Genomic DNA, 20,180 nt, shown 5'->3' with positions numbered 1-20,180 from the left:
CTTTTTTATGTAGTATAACAACACATTGGGTGCATGTGTAAAAAAAATAAAGAATGAAGATATTAGTAACAGGAGGTTTAGGATTTATAGGATCACACACCGTTGTTGAATTGCAAAATGAAGGATTCGAAGTAGTTGTTGTAGATAATTTGTCTAACACTTCTTTGAATGTTTTAGATGGAATTCAAAACATTACTGGAGTGAGGCCTGTTTTTGAAAAAATTGATTTAAGAGAGAAAGATAAAGTTCAAGATTTTTTTAAAAGAAATGATGACATATCAGGTGTGATTCATTTTGCAGCTTCAAAAGCGGTGGGCGAAAGTGTTGAAAATCCGTTGTTGTATTATGAAAATAATATCAATGCTTTGGTTTACATTTTGCAGGAATTACAACAAAAAACAGAAGCCAATTTTATTTTTAGTTCCTCTTGTACGGTCTATGGTCAAGCCGAAACGATGCCGATTACTGAGAACGCATCCATTCAAATAGCCATGTCTCCTTATGGGAATACCAAACAAATAGGGGAAGAGATTATCACTGACACGGCCAAAGTCACTAATATCAACGCTATTTTGTTGCGTTATTTCAATCCAATTGGGTCACATCCGTCAGCTGAAATTGGGGAATTGCCATTGGGAGTTCCGCAAAACTTAGTACCGTTTATTACGCAAACCGGTTTTGGATTACGTAAAGAATTAGCTGTTTATGGAGACGATTACCCAACTCCGGATGGAACCGCAATTCGTGATTATATTCACGTAGTAGATTTGGCGAAAGCCCACGTAATTGCATTGCAGCGCTTATTGGATAAAAAAAATACAACTAAAGTAGAAACGTTTAATTTAGGAACCGGAACGGGAAGCTCTGTTTTAGAAGTGATAGCCTCTTTTGAAAAAGTGAGTGGAAAATCGTTGCCGTATAAAATAGTAGGACGAAGAGAAGGCGATATAACCTCGGCATACGCCAATACCGATAAAGCTAACGATGTTTTGGGATGGAAAGCACAATCCACGCTAGAAGAAGCGATGGCCAGTGCTTGGAAATGGGAACAGAAAATAAGAAGTTAGTATTCAATGATCAGTCCCGACGATTCGGGATTAGTGTTCAGTTTAATATTAGAATCCCAAATTATCACAATGATAATTTGGGATTTTATCGTTTAAGTAATTTGTTGTAAATTAGTTAGATAAATGAATCAATCATGGATGCTGAAAAAAGAAAGCCTAAAATAACTAAAGTTGAAGAGCCTGCAGTATCTTATAATGTTTCCAAAACGAAACAAAAAGGTATTGATCAATCTACTTTTGATTTTGATGCAGAAATGGAAAGAGGGTATACTCCGGAAGAATTTAAAGTTGAGATGGTTAAAAGAATAAAAGCGTATCCTTGGAAAAAGTAATTTTTAAGGATGAACTTCTATTTTATTTTGATGAATTGATTTTTATACTCTTCGGTCAAGAATATTTTAGTTACGAAGAAAATGCAACGCGTTATGTTGATAAAATTGTAGATTTCATCATCTTGGAAATAAATAGTTTTCCGCATAAACTAAATCCACAAAAGCTTCAGTATTTAGGTTCACATTACATCTTCTACCAGGCAAATAATCGAACTACTTGGTATGTTTTCTTTGAAAAAAAGAATCGGAATTATTTAATTACTGGAATTATCAATAATCATTGTGAAGAGGCTAAGAATCTATAGTTTTAAATTATATCGAAAAATCCCCATAAACATAAGTTTATGAGGACTTTAGCTTAAAACTGTTACTAAATTCTAATTATGCATTTGCTGTAAGCGCCTCTTTATCAATTTTTCCTATTAAACCAGCTAACACTTTTCCCGGACCAACTTCTGTAAACAAAGTAGCACCATCAGCGATCATTTGTTGAACTGATTGGGTCCATTTTACAGGAGCGGTTAACTGAATGATTAAATTTTTCTTGATTTCGTTAGGGTCAGAAACGGCACTTGCAGTTACGTTTTGATATACCGGACATATTGGGGTTGAAAAAGTCGTGGCTTCAATAGCTGCAGCTAGTTCTTCTCTGGCTGGCTCCATCATCGGGGAGTGGAAAGCGCCACCTACTGGTAAGATTAAGGCTCTTTTGGCACCGGCTTCTTTCATTTTTTCGCAGGCTAATTCAACAGCTTTGTATTCGCCAGAAATCACTAGTTGTCCGGGACAGTTATAGTTTGCAGCCACTACAATTCCGTCAATTGAAGCGCAAACTTCTTCAACGATGTTGTCAGCCAATCCTAAAACGGCTGCCATAGTCGAAGGTTTTATTTCGCATGCTTTTTGCATTGCCAACGCTCTTTGGGAAACTAATTTCAATCCGTCCTCAAAAGATAAAGCACCGTTTGCTACCAATGCGGAGAATTCTCCTAAAGAATGTCCCGCTACCATTTCTGGTTTAAAATCGGCACCAAGGGTCTTTGCTAAAATCACTGAGTGCAAGAAAACAGCTGGTTGTGTTACTTTGGTTTCTTTTAATTCTTCGGCAGTTCCTTCAAACATTATGTCTGTGATGCGGAAACCTAAAATTTCATTGGCTTTTTCAAATAATTCTTTCGCAAGTGGATTACTCTCGTATAAGTCTTTACCCATACCTGTAAATTGTGCGCCTTGACCTGGAAATACGTATGCTTTCATATGTTTATTTTAAAAATTGAAAATTACTAGGGATTGAAAATTTATTTCAATCAGCTTGCAAAAATACTATTTTTTTACAAGCGACAGCAGTTTGCTTTTTTGGGAATATCATTGTAACACTTTTGAAGTTGTCAGACTAATTGGTAATAAACAACATTTGACATGAGAAAAATTAGCGGTTTCGTTTTTTTATTGGTTTTAGGGTTTTTATTATTTTATGGTAATTTACCCGTTCTCAATTACGGCTTTACGGGTTTTGCTTTTATTTTACTTGTAATTGCTGTTGTTGCAGTACTTTTTTCTACAGGATATGCGATCGCTGGAAAAACCAGTCAGATCAAGATCGTATCCAAACCAAATCGGTTTTTAGTATTTACAGTACTTGTTTTATTAGTGTATTGCATCGTTTTGCCTTTTGCAACCAGCCTAAAAATGTTTCGTTCCGAGTCATATCAAAAATTAATAGGCGAGGTTAAAAATGGTCAAAAAATCACTAATCACATTGCGCCAATTTCAATTGATAAAATCCGTGTGGTCGATGAGGAGCTTGCCCATCTGCTTGGAGAGAAAATTTTAGGTTCGCAACCCGCTTTAGGAAGTCAAGTAGAGCTTGGGGATTTTTGTATCCAAAAAGTAAATAATAATTTGTATTGGGTAGCGCCATTGTTACATTCTGGTTTTTTTAAATGGTTTAACAATCAAGAAGGAACTGCAGGATATGTTATGGTTTCGGCAACAAATGAACGCGATGTTAGACTAGTGCAGAACGTAGCTGGTAAAGCCATCAAAATTAAGTACCAGCAAGGCGCTTATTTTCAGAGTGATATTCACAGACACGTCTATTTTAATGGCAATGCCACAATAGGTTTAGCTGATTTTAGTTTTGAAATTGATGATGCTGGAAATCCGTATTGGATTATCACTAAATATGCAAAAAAAGTGGGTTTTTCAGGAAAAGAAGCCATCGGTACTCTTGTAGTTGATGCACAATCTGGCGCCATGAGATCCTATACAATTGCTAAAACTCCAAAATGGGTCGATCGAATTCAGCCCTTGGAATTTATCGAAGACCAATTGAATGATTGGGGTGAATATGTGCATGGATACTGGAATTTTTCGAATGCAGACAAGCTTCAAATCACAGAAGGACTGACATTGGTATATGGAAAAGACAGTAAATCCTACTGGTATACAGGATTGACTTCGGTTGGGAAAGATGAATCAGCGGTAGGCTTTGTATTGGTGGATACCAGAACTAAAGAAACGACCTTTTATAAACAAGGTGGAGCCACTGAATTTGCCGCTCAAAGTTCTGCTCAAGGGAAAGTTCAGGAGAAAGGATATAAGGCTTCATTGCCTATTCCTTATAATATCAACAACATACCAACTTATGTCATGACACTGAAGGATGATGGCGGATTGGTTAAAATGTTTGCGATGGTGGCCATTTCAGATTACACGATTGTGGGCGTTGGCAATACGATGAGAGAAACCTTGACTTCGTTTAAAAACGTTTACAATATGGCAGATAATAAAATAAATCCGAATAGTGTGTCGAATAAAAAATCGCTGAAATCAGTAGTGACCCGAATTCAAAACGATGTCAAAAACGGCAATAGCTTTTATTATTTCAAGGTCAAAGATTATCCTAATATTTTTGTGGGTTCGTCGCAAATATCGAATCAATTGCCAGTTACAATAGTGGGTGACAGTATTAAAATTTCATTTGATGTAGATTTGGAAGAAGTAATTGATGTCTCTAGTTTTGAGAATATCAATCTCAAATTGAGTATGAAATCCAAGTAATTAAAAAGGGCTTAAAATATTTTTTTTTAAGCCCTTTTTTTATTTTTTTGGTAATAATTTGAATGAGGTGACTTTGAATTTATTGTCGACCACTTTACCAACCACTTCTGCTTTTCTTATGGCAGCACAAAAACCATCTTTGGCATGCGCATCACCATGGGAGTCGATGGAACTTCCATCAACAAAATAGGATTTTCCGTCAATACGAACAGCTAATTCACAACCGTGTCCTTCCATCCCAAACTGACATTGTCCGCATGAAGCTTCAACAATTTGAGGTTTTGGTTCTTCTTTTTTATCCTGAGCGCTAACAAGTGTTGCAGAGAACAAAAGAGCTAAGTATAATATCTTTTTCATAAATGATTAAATTTTACTTTAGCTAAGATACAGGTTTTTTTTACATCGAATAATTTTTAAACATGTAAATCCACAATAATCTAGAAACACGAATATTAATAGAAGCCAATGCAATAATCACTACTGCAATGATTGGAATGATTCGTAAATCGAAAGTTTCGCTAAAGAAGAATTGAGCAATAACATAGGTAGCAATTCCTTGTGCTGCTGTTAAGCCATAATTTACATACATGGCTCCAAAAAAGTAACCAGGTTCTTTTTCGAATTTGTAATTGCAATGAGAACAATATTCGTTCATTTGAGGGAATCCAAAATTGAAAAATATACTTTTTTCATTGAATACTTTGCCTTTAAGACAACGAGGACAATCATTATTCAGTTATGGATATTTGAATTTGACCTCGTGATTAGTATTAACAAAGGTATTTAAAGGTTCAGAAGAACTTTCAAATGGTTAAACGAGACTATTGGTAAGTTAGAATAAGTTAATTTTTGTTTTTTGAAATAACTGCATAAACTAAAAAAAAACTTGCTGCAATATTCACAATTGCTGAGTATTTATGATTTATAAAAGATACTTCTAATATGTTTAGAACACTGTTTACGATTAATGTTAAACTCGCTAGAATTAATAGTATGTTTTTACTTTTCATATTTGTATTATTTATTTTTTGGTAATTACTTGCTAACTTTTATTTAAATCTGTATCAATAAAAATGTTATTTTCTATTTATTTATAATTGTTTTTAAAATCATTTAAAAAATTATTTTTAAAAATCCAGCCGCTATTTTAGCTTTTTCTACCACTTCTTCAATTGGAGTTTCTAAAGTATCATTGACTAAAGCCACAGCCATTCTTCTATACGGTCTTGAAGATGGTTTGCCAAAGATTCTGAAATCCGTTTTTGGTAAGGAAGCAATATTTTCTATTCCGGAATAGGTTGGATTTGTAGAATTTTCCGAAGCTAAAATTACAGCACTCGCTCCCGCTTTTTCTAATGTAATTTCGAAAATAGGCAAACTCAAAATCGCTCGTAAATGCAATTCGAATTCGTTGAAGTTTTGTGTTCCCGCCAAAGTTACCATTCCCGTATCATGAGGTCGAGGCGATAATTCCGAGAAATAAACACCATCATCAGCTAAGAAAAATTCGACTCCAAAAAGTCCTGCACCACCCAAAACTTCGGTTACTTTTTCGGCCATGTCTTGCGCTTCGTACAAATCCTTGTCGGATATTCTGGCGGGTTGCCAGCTTTCCTGATAATCGCCACGTTCCTGACGATGACCAATTGGCGCACAAAAAAGTGTTGGGTTATTATTTTGAACAACGGTTAATAATGTGATTTCCGAATTGAATTTGACGAAAGCTTCTACAATTACTTCTACCACATCGCCGCGGGAACCTTCCACAGCATAATTCCATGCTTTTTCGATATCCGCTTCGGTTTTTATGGTTGATTGTCCTTTTCCGGACGAAGACATTAAGGGTTTTACCACGCAGGGCATTCCAACGGCTTCAACACCTTTTTGTAATTCCTCGGCAGTGGTGGCGTAGCGATACTTGGCGGTTTTTAATCCTAATTCTTTGGATGCTACATCCCGAATTGCTTTCCTATTCATCGTGAAGTTTGCCGCTTTCGCAGAAGGAACTACAGTGATTCCTTGCTTCTCGTAATCATAAAAACGTTCGGTTCTAATGGCTTCTATTTCAGGAACGATGAAATCTGGTTGGTGTTTGGCGACGATTTTGTCTAATGCATCTCCGTCTAGCATGTTGATGACTTCAAAATCATGGGCAACTTGCATTGCCGGAGCATTTTCGTAACTGTCCACAGCGATTACAATTTGCCCGATGCGTTGTGCAGCGATTGTAAATTCTTTTCCTAATTCGCCTGAGCCTAGCAATAGTATTTTCATTTTTTTGAAGTCTTAATTAGAATGTAAAAATACAAAATTGCTTTTTTATGACTGCCCATTCGCTACAAACTTTGCCCGAAAGTCAATAGATTATGATCTGGGTCCAATATCGAAAATTCTTTTTGTCCCCAAGGTTTGATTTCCAGAGGACCATTGGGATGAATGGCAACGCCGTTGTTCAAGAAGTTATTATAAACGTTTTCAATATCCTGTACCCGAATGTAAACTCCTGAGTAATTTTCAACAGCATTAATAGTTGCAAACTCAAAAAAATGAATTTCAATGCTGTCTTTTTGCACCATCAAATACCCATCAAAGTCTGCATTACCCCATTCCTGAAAACCCAATTGGTTGATGTAGAAATTCCGTGTAATTGCTTTGTTACGCATGGGTAACTTTGGGTTGATTGCGGTAAGCATGATGGTTTGGGTTTTGATTTGATTATAAGGAACTTTTTATCAGAGTAGAGTGGTTGATTTTACTTGATTTATCTCAATATTAAACAAATATTTTTCTGTTTTTTTTTATAAATATTTTATATAATATCTAACATTTGACTTCTTGTATATGTGGCGGATTAAGTGAGTCTAAATTTTCAATTAAAGACTGATTTTTCAATTACAATACCAACTTTAATTTGAGCCTAAATCTGCTATTTTGCAAATGGCGGTTGGACGATATTTTTTTTATCAAAATTTATTAATTTGGTTCAAATGTTTTTGGAATTTTTTCTTCTCTTTCTCTTTCAAATATCAGCGAAACAATACTCCATTTTCCATTATCGAAGAAAAGTTGAATACTATTAATTCCTCTTCTTGCTACTGGTCCATTTTTTACCAATCTCGTTTCATATGTACTCCAAACATGTGCAATATTTCCAAATAATCTCATTTCTCTATTGATTTCACTTTCATAAAATGCAGTTTCCATTATCATTGCATCCGTTTTTTTGTGAAAATCTTTCAGCGACATTGTTACTTGTTTTAATTCCCCATTTACGTTGTCCAAGTATGAATAAATTGCATTTGGATCATGAATTGATGAATCTCTTTCCCATTGTCTTTTTTCCCCTGCTTCCCCTGAAACGACTTCATAAAATGCTTTGATTATGCCGTCGATTGTTAAAACGTCTTTTTCTAACGGATAATTTTTAGTTAATTCTTGTGCTTTTGAACTTTGAGTTGTCATAATTACGATTAAAATTAGTTTTAAAATTGTTCTTTTTATTTTCTTCTTTTGAGTAAACTAAAACGTAATAAACCTTTTTTAAAAACTTTTTATTCAAACGTATTGATTTCTTATTTCGTTATTTCTATTTCTTATTTTGTAATTACAACATGTATTTATTTATGGCCGAATTTAGACATTCTTTGTAACTTTTTCCGACTGCAACTTTTGCATTCTTTAAAATTATATGATTATCTTCTAGAACATCAATGTTAGTTAAATTTACAATGTGCGAATTATGAACTCTCATAAATTCGTTTGGTAAGTTTTCAATTAAATCTTTTAGCGATTTGTAATAAATATATTTTTTATTTTCTGTTGTTTGAATTTCAACATAATTTCCTAAACCTTTAATTACGGTAATTTCGTTGAAATTTAATTTTACTAATTTTTTATCAGTTTTGATAAAAGTAAAATTTTCACTTATCATAGAAGTTTGTTTTTTAATTATTACCTTAAAAGTATAAAATTAAAAATACAAATCATCAGAGATTTCATTATGTTTCTGAATGTGTTAAGAAGTGTAAGGACAGCTCACAAACATTCCGTACTACATTAGAATAATTAGGATTTTGTCAGGGTTTGCGTGAGGGAGTGCAGTGGAAATCCTTTATATTTTTTCTTTAAAAATATAAAGATTGCAGCGGAAAGCCCGACCCTTGTGGTCACGCCCAAAAACAACAAAACCCCAAAAATATCTTGAGGTTTTGATGGTATTGTAAGTTGGATTTTTGACTTTCTAACTTTCGATTTTATGAGATTTGACTATAGTGCCAAAGCATCTTTGATTCTTTTTAATGCTTCTTTCAAGATCTCGTCGCTTGTTGCGTAAGAGAAACGGATACAGTCAGGATTTCCAAAAGCATCACCTGTTACTGTTGCTACATTAGCTTCGGACAAAAGATACATTGAAAGATCCATTGCATTTTTGATTTCGGTTCCTTTCAATGTTTTTCCGAAGAAAGAAGAAACGTCTGGGAATACGTAAAAAGCTCCCTCTGGAACGTTAATTTTTACCCCTGGAATTTCTTTTAATAATCCTACTACTAAATCTCTACGGCTATGGAAAGCATCAACCATGTGTTTTAATACACTTGGATCAGCATCTACTGCTGTAATGGTGGCGCGTTGTGCGATAGAATTTGCTCCTGAGGTTACTTGACCTTGAATTTTTGTACAGGCTTTTGCAATGAATTCTGGTGCGCCAATATATCCAATTCTCCAACCTGTCATGGCGAAAGCTTTAGCAACTCCGTTTACGGTGATTGTTCTTTCTAACATTCCCGGGATAGATGCAATGCTGCAAAAAGTTCCTGAGAAATTGATGTGCTCGTAGATTTCGTCAGCGACAACATATACGTTTGGATATTTCTCCAACACTTTGGCTAACGCCGTTAATTCTTCTCTGTTATAAACAGATCCGCTTGGATTACAAGGAGAACTGAACCACATCATTTTTGTTTTTGGTGTGATTGCCGCTTCTAATTGTTCGGGTGTGATTTTGAAGTCAGTATCTACAGATGTAGGAACTTCTACAGGAACTCCACCAGATAGTTTCACGATTTCGAAATACGAAACCCAATACGGTGCTGGTAAAATAACTTCGTCACCATCGTTTAACATGACTTGTGCAATGTTATAAAGCGATTGTTTTGCTCCCGTTGAAACTACAATTTGAGACGGTTTGTATTCTAAATCATTGTCTCTTTTAAATTTTCTACAAATAGCTTCTTTTAATTCTAGGTAGCCTTCTACTGGAGAATAGGTGCTGTAATTTTCGTCAATAGCGCGTTTTGCCGCTTCTTTTATAAAATCAGGTGTATTGAAGTCAGGTTCCCCTAAGCTTAAACTAATGATATCTTTCCCTTGCGCTTTTAACTCTCTGGCTAATGCTGCCATAGCCAATGTTTGCGAGGTAGATAAATTGTTTATTCTATCGGATAATGGATTCATTTTAAGTTGGTTGTAGTTAGTTTATTTATTTGATACTGTAGAGATGCACTGCAGTGCATCTCTACTGTTGCCATGCACTGCAGTGCATCTCTACTGTTGCCATGCACAACGGAAATTATGCGCTGATTGCTGGGTTTTGTCCCAATTCTTTCAAATGTTTGAAATGAGCAATTACCGCGCTTCGCATTGTTTTGTATTCGTAATACGGTAAGTTGCATTCTTGAGCCGTTTCTTTTACGATTTTTGCAATTTTACCATAATGTACGTGACTGATGTTTGGGAAAATATGGTGCTCGATTTGGTGATTTAATCCTCCTGTGTACCAGTTTACAATTGCGTTTTTTGGTGCAAAATTAGTTGTAGTAAATAATTGGTGTATCGCCCAAGTATTATCCATTTCACCTAATTCATTCGGAGATGGGTTAGTGGTTTCTTCTACCACGTGAGCCAATTGAAATACAATACTTAGGATTAAACCTGCAGTATAATGCATCACGAAGAACCCTATTAATACTTTCCACCAAGTGATTCCAATAACGATTGGTAAAACAATCCATATCGAAACGTAGATCACTTTTGTGATGATCAAGGTAGTCCAAAGTGTTTTTGGGCTTTTGGCTTCTCCGTACGATAGTTTTCTTTTCAAGTAGCTTCTCATCTGTTTGAAATCGGTTGTAATAGCCCAGTTGAAAGTTAATAATCCGTATAAGAAAACAGAATAATATTGTTGAAAACGGTGAAAGTTATACCATTTTGCTTCTTTAGTAAAACGGATAACACGTCCAGCATCTAAGTCTTCATCGTGACCGGGAATGTTGGTGTAGGTATGGTGTAACACATTGTGTTGCACTTGCCAGTTGTATACATTTCCTGCTAGCACATAAATAGTACCACCCATGAATTTATTGACCCATGATTTATTAGAATAGGAGCCGTGATTGCCATCGTGCATCACGTTCATTCCCACTCCTGCCATACCAATTCCCATGACAATCGTCAATAGAAGGTGTGCCCAAAATGGCATGCCAAGTGTTAGAATTAAAAAGTAAGGAGCAAGAAAAACGGAAAAGAGAATTATCGTTTTTAGGTATAGTCTCCAATTTCCTGTTTTCTGAATGTTGTTTTCTTTGAAGTAACTGTTAACCCGAGAGTTGAGAGTTCTAAAGAATTTTAAGCTATCTTGTTTAGCAAATGTTGGTGCGGTGTTATTCATATAATAAGTATAAGGTTCAAAGGTAATTATTATAAAATTTCGGATATACAAAATTGAGATAAATATTTTAACTGTAAAGTATTACTTTTGTTAAAAAATTGATAGATGGATGAGATTCTAAAGTATTTCCCTGATTTAACTGACATTCAGAAAGAACAGTTCGTAAAATTGGATTTTTTGTACCATGATTGGAATGAAAAAATCAATGTTATTTCTAGAAAAGATATTGACGCTTTGTATACCAAACATATACTGCATTCGTTGGGAATAGCTAAAATTATAAATTTTGAACCCGGAACGTATGTTTTAGACGTAGGAACAGGCGGTGGATTTCCTGGTATTCCATTGGCAATTCTTTTTCCTGAAACGCGTTTTTATTTGATTGATATTATTGCCAAGAAAATTAAAGTGGTTCAGGCTGTTGCCGAAGGTTTGGATTTGAAAAATGTAAAAGCGGAACAAATGCGTGCTGAAAATGTGAAAGGTGATTTCGATTTTATCGTGAGTCGGGCCGTAACCAATATGCCAGATTTTGTTTCATGGGTGAAAACCAAGATTAAAAAGAACAACAAACACGAATTGAAAAACGGAATCCTCTACCTAAAAGGAGGTGACCTAACCGAAGAATTGAAGGATTTCCCAAAAGCTACTGAGTACAACTTAGCAGATTATTTTGAAGATGAATTCTTTGAGACTAAGAAAGTGGTGCATTTGCCGTTGAAGTTTCAATTGTAGTCTTAAGTTCATTACGAGGAACGCAGAAATCACATTTATTGCTCTCGTTATGCGATTGTTTAGTTCCATGCAATGATATTCAAAAACAAAACCCACAAGATTTCAAATCAATTTGAATCTTGTGGGTTTTTATTTTTGAATGCTTAAAAAATTCTGCCAATTTTCTTTGTAACTATTACCGATAGGAATTTCAATGGAATCAATCTCTATTTCATTCTTTGTATAAGCTCTTAATTTTTTAACGTTAATAATAAAGGAGCGATGAATGCGAATAAAATCTTGATTTAATAGTTTTTCAAAAGAAGAAATATTGAACTTAAGATGGTAAGATATTTTATTTTCTAGATGAATGGTGATGTAATCTTTCAGACTTTCGATATATAAAATTTCATCAAAAATAATTTTGATGTTTTTATTTCCACTTGAAACAAAAATATGCTTTTCGATAACTTTTTTTTCTTCTTTTTTGGAAGTTTGTAATTGCTTAAATTTTTCTATTGAAACAAAAAAACGGTCAAAAGTAATGGGCTTTAAAAGGTAATCACTGACATTAAGTTCGTAACCTTCTAACGCATATTCTCTGTAGGCGGTTGTGAAAATTACTTTAGGAGGATTTTTTAGCTTCTTCAAAAAATCGTTTCCTTTTAATAAAGGCATTTCGATATCTAAAAAAATCAAATCAACATTATTACTTTCCAAAAAAGTATATGCTTTTAGAGCGTTTTCGAAAGAATCGATTAATTCGAAATTTTCGAAATGTGCTAGATGAGAAGCAATCAACTCTCTCGCCAAAGGTTCATCGTCAACGATAATGCATTTGTATTTCATATCAAATTTTAAACAGTCATTGTTAGTTTTACTAAGAACCTATTTTGATTTTCCACAATTTCTAATTGATGCTTTTTAGGGTATAATAAATCCAATTGTTTTCGAACATTTTCTAATCCAATTTTTGATTTCTCTGTAATTGCGGTAAAGTCATTTTGAGGTTTTGTGTTTTCAATAGTAAAGATGATTTGTTCTTTTTTACTTTCTAAATTTAAACTGATTGTTGCTTTTTCAGTTTCATTAATTACGCCATGTTTAAAGGCATTTTCTATAAAAGTCAATATAATCAAAGGCGAAATTTTATTGCTTTCCTGGATCTCTTTGGTAAACAAAACATCTAATCGGTTTTCGCTGTAACGCAATTTTTCTAAGGCAATATAATTTTCAATTAGGGCAATTTCTTTTTCAATAGCAACAAAATCTTCGTTGCAACGATAGAGTACAAAATCTAATATTTCAGATAATTTAGCAATTACTTCGGGTGCCTTGTCATCTTTTTTAAGCGTTAAAGTGTATAAATTGTTTAAGGTGTTGAAAAGAAAATGAGGATTTAGTTGGTTTTTTAAAACCTTCAATTCCATTGATTTTTTTTCTTCTTCAACTTTTAAAAGTCGTTGCTGCTTACGATTAAAACTGATAAATCCCAAAATAATAACTGGATACGTTATAAAAGATAATTCTCTGAATATCAATTTAAAAGAAGTTAATCTTTCTGGTATAGACATTTTATGTCCTAGCCAGTCATTAAAGAAATCAGGAAATTTTGGTTCGAGATAATAATATTTAAAAGTCATTAAAATGGAATAAACTAGATAGATCCAGCTTGTAGTAAAAAGCATAAAAAGAAAGTGTTTCTTTTTATTAAGTGTTTCAGGGATAATCCAATAAATTAATCCGTAACCAGCCGTAGCTTGAGCTAAAGTTTTCCAGGTATAAATAAAAGTAAAGTCATAATAACTAGTATTTTCAGGTTTGCCTGAGATGTATAATAATAAGAAGGAGAACCAATACGCACTATGCATTAGGACTCTTTGTAGATCAACTTTTTTCAAAAAAATCATACTGTATTTTAATTGAGAGCAAGGTAGTAAAATATAAAAGTATGTTTCCTTAGTTGCGATAAATAATAGTATTTCGCTTCTAAAAATAGGCTTCTAGCCTACGAATACAAGATTCATTTATTAACTGTTGTTTGAATGCTAAAAGGGTGTTTATGACTGCGGACTAAAATAATGGCAATACGACTGTACTATTTTAGCCAAAAAAAGTAAATATGAAAATAAGATGTTTTTTGATTTTGTTTACGCTATTAAGTATAACATTGTCTGCTCAGGTTAAAAATAAGGGGAAAATTACTGGAACAGTTATTACAAAAAACAATAATCCCGTTCCTTTTGCTGAAATAATATTAGTAGCTCTAGATTCCACAGCTGTTAAAAGTGAACTTACAGATGAAAAAGGAAATTTTTTATTGGAATCAGAATTTGGCAAGTATAAATTACAAGTTCGACAGTCGAAAAAAATTGCAATTTCGAGAAGTATTGAATTGAATTCAGATTTGGATGTGGGTAATCTAACAGTTGATGATGTAGTTCAATTAGAATCTGTTATAGTTGGAGGGAGAAAGAAACTGATAGAGAGAAAAGTTGACAGATTGATTTTCAATATTGAAAATTCGATAAATGCCGCTGGAGGTGATGCATTTGAGGCACTTAAAGTGACACCAGGAATAAGGGTTCAAAATGATATTATTGCTATGATTGGCAAAAGTACTTTAGCCGTTATGATTGATGAAAAAATAGTGACGCTTTCAGGTGAAGACTTAACCAACTATCTAAAATCAATTCCGTCTGATGCTATCAAAAGTGTTGAAGTAATTACAAATCCTCCTGCAAAATATGAAGCAGCAGGCAATAGTGGGTTAGTAAACATAATACTAAAAAAGAGTAAGAAAGATTCATGGAATGCCTTAATTGGTGCGACCTATCTTCAAAGAAAATATAGGGATGGTTCATTAATGGGGAATTTTAATTATAATAAGGACAGATTAAGTATTTCTGCTTTAGGAAATTATAAGAATGGAACCCAGGATATTAATCGTGATGATTATTCTTACTTTTCAGATGAATTATGGCACTCTAATTCACCAATTAAAGTTGATTACAGTAGAATAAATCTAAAATTTGGTATTGATTATCAAGTTTCATCAAGATGGACTGTTGGGAGTCAATTTTTAATTAACAATAACAAACCTACAGGAACAGACAGTCCGACTACGACTGTTTATGATTATACTAGAGGTGATATTATTCGAAGTTTAAAATCTAATGGAGAAACTGTGCGCTCTCCAAACATTAAATCAGCAAATCTTTATAATGAGTTCAAAATTGACACGATTGGGAAAAAAATCATTTTAAATTTTGATTATTTTAGTTTTAATAATATGGATACTAGAAAATATAAAGGTATTTCTATTATTGAAAACCCATATTCAAGTGAGTATTTTGGAGGAATAAATAGTAATAATCAAGACATCACAAATGTGTCAGGTAAATTAGACGTTGATTATCCTCTAAAATGGGCAACATTTAATTTTGGGGGTAAAGTGTCAAATTCAAAAACGAATAATGATATTTTAGCTTTCAATAGTGGCCTAGTGGAGGTTCCAGTTTCAGAGATGCCTTTACTACAGAATGAATTTGAATATACTGAAAACGTCCAAGCAGTTTATATTTCTGGTAATAAAAAATTTAATGATCATTGGGAATCACAATTAGGATTAAGAATGGAATCTACTCAAACCAAATCCTTTACACATAGTTTAGATTTATTGGTCAAAGATAATTATGTCAAATTTTTCCCAACAGCATATTTGTCCTATGTGCCTAACGATAATTCTACATTTACCATTGGTTACAGTAAAAGAATTGATAGACCTAGATTTAGTGATTTAAATCCTAATATTTGGTATACTAATATTTTTCAAACTATGGAAGGTAATCCTTTCTTACAACCTGCGTTTATTGACAATACCGAATTCACTTATACTTATAAAAAATTAGAAAGTAAATTCTACTTTAGTAATGAAGAGAACTTATTTAGCCCTATTGCTATACCTGATCCTAATACAAATATTATTCGATCCACAATTGTGAATTATGTCAACACACAACGCTTTGGAATAGCGGAAAATTATGTGTTTGATAAATTTAAATGGTGGACAAGTAATAATTCAATTGATGTGAATTATGCTCTTTCCAAGTCAAGTTTAGCTACTACTGTGAAGGAACAAAAAGGTTTTAATTCAAGAGTGTCGACCAATAATGATTTTATTTTAAATTCAAATAAAACACTACTTTTTAATTTAAGTTATTGGTATAGTTTCCCCGGTATTGATGGTATTTATAATAATAAATCGATGAGTTCTTTTTCTCTAGCTATCCAGTATCTTTTACTGAATAGAGATTTGAAAATTTCCTTAAAAGGGGACGATATATTTAGAAACGAAATCCAATATGTAAACTCTACGGTTAATAATATTTATCAAGAAAGTAGATACTATTTTGACAGACAATCTTTTCAACTTTCTCTTTCCTATAAGTTTGGAAATAAAAAAATTAGGGGAATGCAGAGAGAAACGGGTAATCAGGAAGAAATAAGTAGAACAGGAAATTAAATTTGATACCCTTGCAAACTTGTCATTTATGACAAAATTTGAGAGAAAGTCTAAAAATAAAACCCACACGATCTTGTAATCATGTGGGTTTCTAAATATTTATAAAATTGCTTATTTTCTATTATGAAACTATTCTCCTAAAAATGGGTATCTATAATCAACCGGCGTAACAAAAGTTTCTTTTATCGTTCTTGCTGAAGTCCAACGCAATAAGTTTTGCATAGATCCCGCTTTATCATTGGTTCCTGACCCTCTTGCTCCACCAAACGGTTGCATTCCTACAATTGCTCCTGTAGGCTTATCATTGATGTAGAAGTTACCAGCAGCATTTTGCAGTTTTACTGTTGCTTCTTCGATAGCATAACGATCTTGACTGAAAACAGCACCTGTCAAAGCGTATTCTGATGTAGTGTCAACTAACTCCAAAGTCTCCGCCCATTTGGCATCTTCGTATACATAAATAGTAACTACGGGTCCAAATAATTCGGTTTCCATAGTCGAGTATTTTGGGTTTGTGGTCAAGATAACTGTTGGTTCAATAAAGTACCCTTTTGATTTATCATAATTTCCACCCATAATTACTTCAGCATCGGCGTCTTTCTTGGCTTGGTCAATAGCTTTCGCTAATTTATCAAAAGAACCTTCAGAGATTACAGCAGTGATAAAATTGCTCATATCCTCTGGAGAACCCATTTTCATTGATTTTAAATCGGCTTCTAATTCTGCTTTTACAGCCGGCCATAAACTCTGCGGTATATAAACGCGAGAGGCAGCGCTACATTTTTGACCTTGATACTCAAAAGCACCACGGGCAATTCCTGTACTGACTTGTTTTGAATTAGCAGAAGGATGCGCAATAATAAAATCTTTACCACCTGTTTCTCCAACAATTCTTGGATAGGTTTTGTATTTGCTGATGTTGGTTCCAATTTTTGCCCAAATGTCATTAAAAACGCCTGTAGATCCTGTGAAGTGTACTCCTGCAAAATCTGGACTGGCTAATAAGGTTTCCGTAATCATTCCAGAATCGCCCATGACCATGTTGATCACCCCATTTGGCAACCCTGCTTCCTTAAATATTTGCATCAATAAGTTAGCAGAATACACTTGCGTTGCAGCAGGTTTCCAAACGACTACATTCCCCATTAAAGCCGCACTAGTAGGCAAGTTTCCTGCAATAGCTGTAAAGTTGAAAGGAGTGATAGCGTATACAAATCCTTCAAGAGGTCTATATTCTACACGGTTCCACATGTCTGAGGTAGACTTTGGTTGTTCGTTGTAGATTTGTGTCATATACTGTACGTTGAAACGCAAAAAGTCAATTAATTCACAAGAAGCATCAATCTCTGCTTGATATACCGTTTTAGATTGGGCAATCATTGTTGCTGCATTGATTTTAGCTCGGTATGGTCCGGCTAATAGCTCCGCTGCTTTTAGAAAAATTCCAGCGCGTTGTTCCCAGGCCATATTTGCCCAGGCCGTTTTAGCTTGAAGTGCAGTTGCAATCGCGTCTTCAATATGTGATTTTTGGGCTTGGTGATACGTACCCACGATGTGTTTGTGATCGTGTGGTGCTGACATTGTTTTAGTATCTCCAGTTCTAACTTCTTCGTTTCCGATATACAGCGGAACATCAATTTTAGAATTCCACATTGCTGCGTAGGCTGCATTGACAGCTGCTCTTTCTGGAGAGTTCAGTGCGTAGCTTTTTACGGGCTCGTTGACTGCTTTTGGTACATGAAAAAATCCTTTTAACATATTTTTAAAATTATAAAATTAGAAAATGGGTGTTGTGTTTTGTAACTAAAATACAAAAGTACAAAGGTTTCTTTAAAGAAATGATATTTTTAGACCTAAACTAAAACGGATGAAAAGGAATATTCGTCTGATAGCCCTGATAGAAATGGAAAGCTTTTTGCGGTCTCATTATATTTTTTCTTGACAAATAAGAGCGACCCTAGAAGCTCCTTATTTGTTTAGAAAAAAATAAAGGAGTAAGAAAAAACTTGAAATGAATAGCAGGATTAGCTCCTGTTGATAAAATTAGTTCAACGCAAATGGAGCGCACAACCTAAAAGGAGGAACAATTACTTTGAAGTTTCTTGTAGAAGTAAAATTGATCATATTGAAGTATCCTTTCATAGCGCCGTACGGAGATGATAGCAGGCAGCCAGAACTGTACGTGTGTTGCTCGCCGGGTTTTAATACTGGTTTTTTACCAATTACTCCTTCGCCATCGACTATTTCGATTTCATTTAAGGAATCAAAAATTTCCCAGTGTCGTGTAATCAGTTGCACGGAATCTTTACTGTGGTTTTCGATTGTGATTACATAACTAAAGGCAAAATGAATCTTATAGTTTTTGAAGTAGGTACCTTCAAAACTAGTCAATACTGATATTTTTATGCCTCTTGTTATTTGAGAAACCATATAAAATGTATGAATTTTTAATTATTATTGACAAATTTACAAAAAATTGAATTTGTTTTGGTTAATTCTCAAAAAGTTTTTTTAGTTGACGATGTTTATAGAGTTTGCGTTTCCTTTCCCTATTACGCGATCATAACGGTCTATGTTTTCTCTGTAATAGACTAATGTAGTGTACTCATTTTCAGTTTGATAGAAGTTTCCGTCGATTGCATTTTCATGGTCTATGACTCCTCTCTCATCTGCTATGGTGTATTTGTAGTTTGTAAATCCTTGTTTGACCAAAATAGCTTTTTCATAAATGCCTTTTTGTGCATTATAATTCATTTTGTATTCTGGGGTCATGCTGTAATTATTAAACATTCCGCCAATATAAATATCTTTTTTTAGTCTAAAAGTTGGAGCCGAAAGGGTAAAATAAACCCATAAATAATCTGCTTCGATTTCAGGATTAGTACTATTTATGTTAGTAGGAACAAAATCACCATTTACATCTTGGGTAAAGGAATAAGGAAAGTTGGCTCGCGCGGCATTAGTATACAAGTGAGACCCATAGATAGGTGTGTTTGAGTCAATTTTTGCTATATTATTTGCTGCAGAGCGAATGTCTTTGTTTTCAAAAAATAAAAATTCATTCCCTGCCCAAAATTGTGTCTCAGGATCGTATTTATACATGAGATCGTTCCCAATCGTGTATTGTGGAACTATATTTTTGATGGCAGTATTAAATTGTCCGTTTTGTAGCAGCACCACGCGAACATTTTTCATTGGATTTTGGAAAGTAATTTGATTAGATTTTATACTAAACTCTAAATTGTGTTTCATTTCGATACTATTTACTGTCCGCGCGCGCTTGACTTGCATTGGGACAGTAGCTAGATCTTCATATAAAATGAACTTTCTAGAAAAAACTACGTCTTTATTTTCATCTAAAACTTTAAGGATGTAATTCCCGCTGATGCGCAATTGCTGTGTAAACTGGTTGGGAATCGATACTTTATAGTGCGAGTAGATTTGCAAGGTGTTGAATGAATTTGTGTAATCTTGAATTCTTTGATTGTCAAATCCTTGCAAATATTCGTTTTTTGGTATTTGTGTAGCAACCCAATTGTAATCACAATGAATTATTTCGTAATAATAATTGGCTTCATTACCAAAAAGATCATCAAATTGGAGTTGAAAACCCTCTCCAAGTTTGAAAATTGGAATCACATTTCGGTCACTTTGCAAGAAAGAAATGGTTTTAATGTTGTAAGGCGCAGTGATTTCTTTTTCGGATTGAGCAAGGGTAGAATTGATTGCGAATCCAAAAAGAAAAAAGAAAACTATTTTAAGAAAAGGGTTTGTCATTTTGCAGCACTTAAGAGGTTGTAAATATAGGGAAT

General features: G+C 33.9%; 20 protein-coding genes. 6 read left to right on the top strand and 14 right to left on the bottom strand.

Annotated elements, in window-relative coordinates; all coding sequences use genetic code 11:
* The first annotated feature begins 53 nt into the window (after positions 1–53).
* From galE to AC061C_RS01600, 3 genes are all read left to right on the top strand, one after another.
* Positions 54–1,067 (top strand): UDP-glucose 4-epimerase GalE, encoded by a 1,014-nt coding sequence (gene galE / locus AC061C_RS01610; RefSeq protein ID WP_478289755.1) that lies wholly within the window; start codon positions 54–56, stop codon positions 1,065–1,067.
* A 134-nt stretch (positions 1,068–1,201) separates the two neighbouring features.
* Positions 1,202–1,399 carry a hypothetical protein gene (locus AC061C_RS01605; protein WP_478289754.1) on the top strand — a complete coding sequence of 66 codons (198 nt, stop codon included), beginning with the start codon at positions 1,202–1,204 and terminating at the stop codon, positions 1,397–1,399.
* Positions 1,387–1,704 (top strand): hypothetical protein, encoded by a 318-nt coding sequence (locus AC061C_RS01600; RefSeq protein ID WP_478289753.1) that lies wholly within the window; start codon positions 1,387–1,389, stop codon positions 1,702–1,704. The genes AC061C_RS01605 and AC061C_RS01600 overlap by 13 nt, the downstream gene beginning before the upstream one ends.
* Positions 1,705–1,780: 76 nt before the next feature.
* Here the strand turns inward: AC061C_RS01600 and fabD are convergent, their stop codons facing one another.
* The gene (fabD, locus tag AC061C_RS01595; RefSeq protein WP_478289752.1) at positions 1,781–2,656 is read right to left on the bottom strand and encodes an ACP S-malonyltransferase; all 876 of its coding nucleotides are present in this window, start codon (positions 2,654–2,656) and stop codon (positions 1,781–1,783) included.
* Between the two features lie 162 nt (positions 2,657–2,818).
* Here fabD and AC061C_RS01590 point away from each other — a divergent pair, with 162 nt between their 5' ends.
* Entirely contained in the window at positions 2,819–4,462 is a 1,644-nt protein-coding gene (locus AC061C_RS01590) for a hypothetical protein (RefSeq protein WP_478289751.1), read from the top strand.
* A 39-nt stretch (positions 4,463–4,501) separates the two neighbouring features.
* Here AC061C_RS01590 and AC061C_RS01585 read toward each other — a convergent pair whose 3' ends face one another.
* From AC061C_RS01585 to AC061C_RS01550, 8 genes are all read right to left on the bottom strand, one after another.
* A complete protein-coding gene (locus tag AC061C_RS01585; protein ID WP_478289750.1) occupies positions 4,502–4,819 on the bottom strand; it encodes a DUF6370 family protein in 318 nt (105 codons plus the stop codon).
* A gap of 40 nt (positions 4,820–4,859) precedes the next feature.
* Positions 4,860–5,117 (bottom strand): DUF983 domain-containing protein, encoded by a 258-nt coding sequence (locus AC061C_RS01580; protein ID WP_478289749.1) that lies wholly within the window; start codon positions 5,115–5,117, stop codon positions 4,860–4,862.
* A 458-nt stretch (positions 5,118–5,575) separates the two neighbouring features.
* The gene (purT, locus tag AC061C_RS01575; RefSeq protein ID WP_478289748.1) at positions 5,576–6,736 is read right to left on the bottom strand and encodes a formate-dependent phosphoribosylglycinamide formyltransferase; all 1,161 of its coding nucleotides are present in this window, start codon (positions 6,734–6,736) and stop codon (positions 5,576–5,578) included.
* Between the two features lie 62 nt (positions 6,737–6,798).
* Positions 6,799–7,155, bottom strand: coding sequence for a bleomycin resistance protein (locus AC061C_RS01570; protein ID WP_478289747.1), 357 nt, complete (start codon positions 7,153–7,155; stop codon positions 6,799–6,801).
* Positions 7,156–7,435: 280 nt separating this feature from the next.
* Complete coding sequence (locus AC061C_RS01565) at positions 7,436–7,924, bottom strand: hypothetical protein (protein ID WP_478289746.1); 489 nt, start codon at positions 7,922–7,924, stop codon at positions 7,436–7,438.
* A gap of 142 nt (positions 7,925–8,066) precedes the next feature.
* Positions 8,067–8,393, bottom strand: coding sequence for a LytR/AlgR family response regulator transcription factor (locus AC061C_RS01560; RefSeq protein WP_478289745.1), 327 nt, complete (start codon positions 8,391–8,393; stop codon positions 8,067–8,069).
* Between the two features lie 335 nt (positions 8,394–8,728).
* The gene (locus tag AC061C_RS01555) at positions 8,729–9,916 is read right to left on the bottom strand and encodes a pyridoxal phosphate-dependent aminotransferase (protein WP_478289744.1); all 1,188 of its coding nucleotides are present in this window, start codon (positions 9,914–9,916) and stop codon (positions 8,729–8,731) included.
* 115 nt (positions 9,917–10,031) lie between these two features.
* Positions 10,032–11,129 carry a fatty acid desaturase family protein gene (locus tag AC061C_RS01550; RefSeq protein ID WP_478289743.1) on the bottom strand — a complete coding sequence of 366 codons (1,098 nt, stop codon included), beginning with the start codon at positions 11,127–11,129 and terminating at the stop codon, positions 10,032–10,034.
* 105 nt (positions 11,130–11,234) lie between these two features.
* Here AC061C_RS01550 and rsmG point away from each other — a divergent pair, with 105 nt between their 5' ends.
* Positions 11,235–11,864, top strand: a complete 630-nt coding sequence (gene rsmG, locus AC061C_RS01545; protein WP_478289742.1) for a 16S rRNA (guanine(527)-N(7))-methyltransferase RsmG — start codon at positions 11,235–11,237, stop codon at positions 11,862–11,864.
* A gap of 129 nt (positions 11,865–11,993) precedes the next feature.
* Here the strand turns inward: rsmG and AC061C_RS01540 are convergent, their stop codons facing one another.
* Together AC061C_RS01540 and AC061C_RS01535 are read right to left on the bottom strand one after the other, a co-directional pair.
* On the bottom strand, positions 11,994–12,692 hold the full coding sequence (locus AC061C_RS01540) for a LytR/AlgR family response regulator transcription factor (RefSeq protein WP_478289741.1): 699 nt from the start codon (positions 12,690–12,692) through the stop codon (positions 11,994–11,996).
* 8 nt (positions 12,693–12,700) lie between these two features.
* Positions 12,701–13,714, bottom strand: a complete 1,014-nt coding sequence (locus AC061C_RS01535) for a sensor histidine kinase (protein ID WP_478289740.1) — start codon at positions 13,712–13,714, stop codon at positions 12,701–12,703.
* A gap of 251 nt (positions 13,715–13,965) precedes the next feature.
* Here AC061C_RS01535 and AC061C_RS01530 point away from each other — a divergent pair, with 251 nt between their 5' ends.
* Positions 13,966–16,368: a TonB-dependent receptor domain-containing protein gene (locus AC061C_RS01530; RefSeq protein WP_478289739.1), complete on the top strand. Its 2,403-nt coding sequence runs from the start codon at positions 13,966–13,968 to the stop codon at positions 16,366–16,368.
* A 129-nt stretch (positions 16,369–16,497) separates the two neighbouring features.
* Here AC061C_RS01530 and pruA read toward each other — a convergent pair whose 3' ends face one another.
* From pruA to AC061C_RS01515, 3 genes are all read right to left on the bottom strand, one after another.
* On the bottom strand, positions 16,498–18,126 hold the full coding sequence (gene pruA, locus AC061C_RS01525; RefSeq protein ID WP_478289738.1) for an L-glutamate gamma-semialdehyde dehydrogenase: 1,629 nt from the start codon (positions 18,124–18,126) through the stop codon (positions 16,498–16,500).
* 285 nt (positions 18,127–18,411) lie between these two features.
* On the bottom strand, positions 18,412–18,798 hold the full coding sequence (gene apaG, locus AC061C_RS01520; protein ID WP_478289737.1) for a Co2+/Mg2+ efflux facilitator ApaG/CorD: 387 nt from the start codon (positions 18,796–18,798) through the stop codon (positions 18,412–18,414).
* A gap of 81 nt (positions 18,799–18,879) precedes the next feature.
* Complete coding sequence (locus AC061C_RS01515) at positions 18,880–20,145, bottom strand: type IX secretion system plug protein (RefSeq protein WP_478289736.1); 1,266 nt, start codon at positions 20,143–20,145, stop codon at positions 18,880–18,882.
* Between the last annotated feature and the right edge of the window lie 35 nt (positions 20,146–20,180).

It is taken from the genome of Flavobacterium sp. GNP010 (assembly GCF_056428945.1).
Note: the sequence above shows the minus strand (reverse complement) of the source record. Positions and strands in the feature narration are given on the sequence as shown.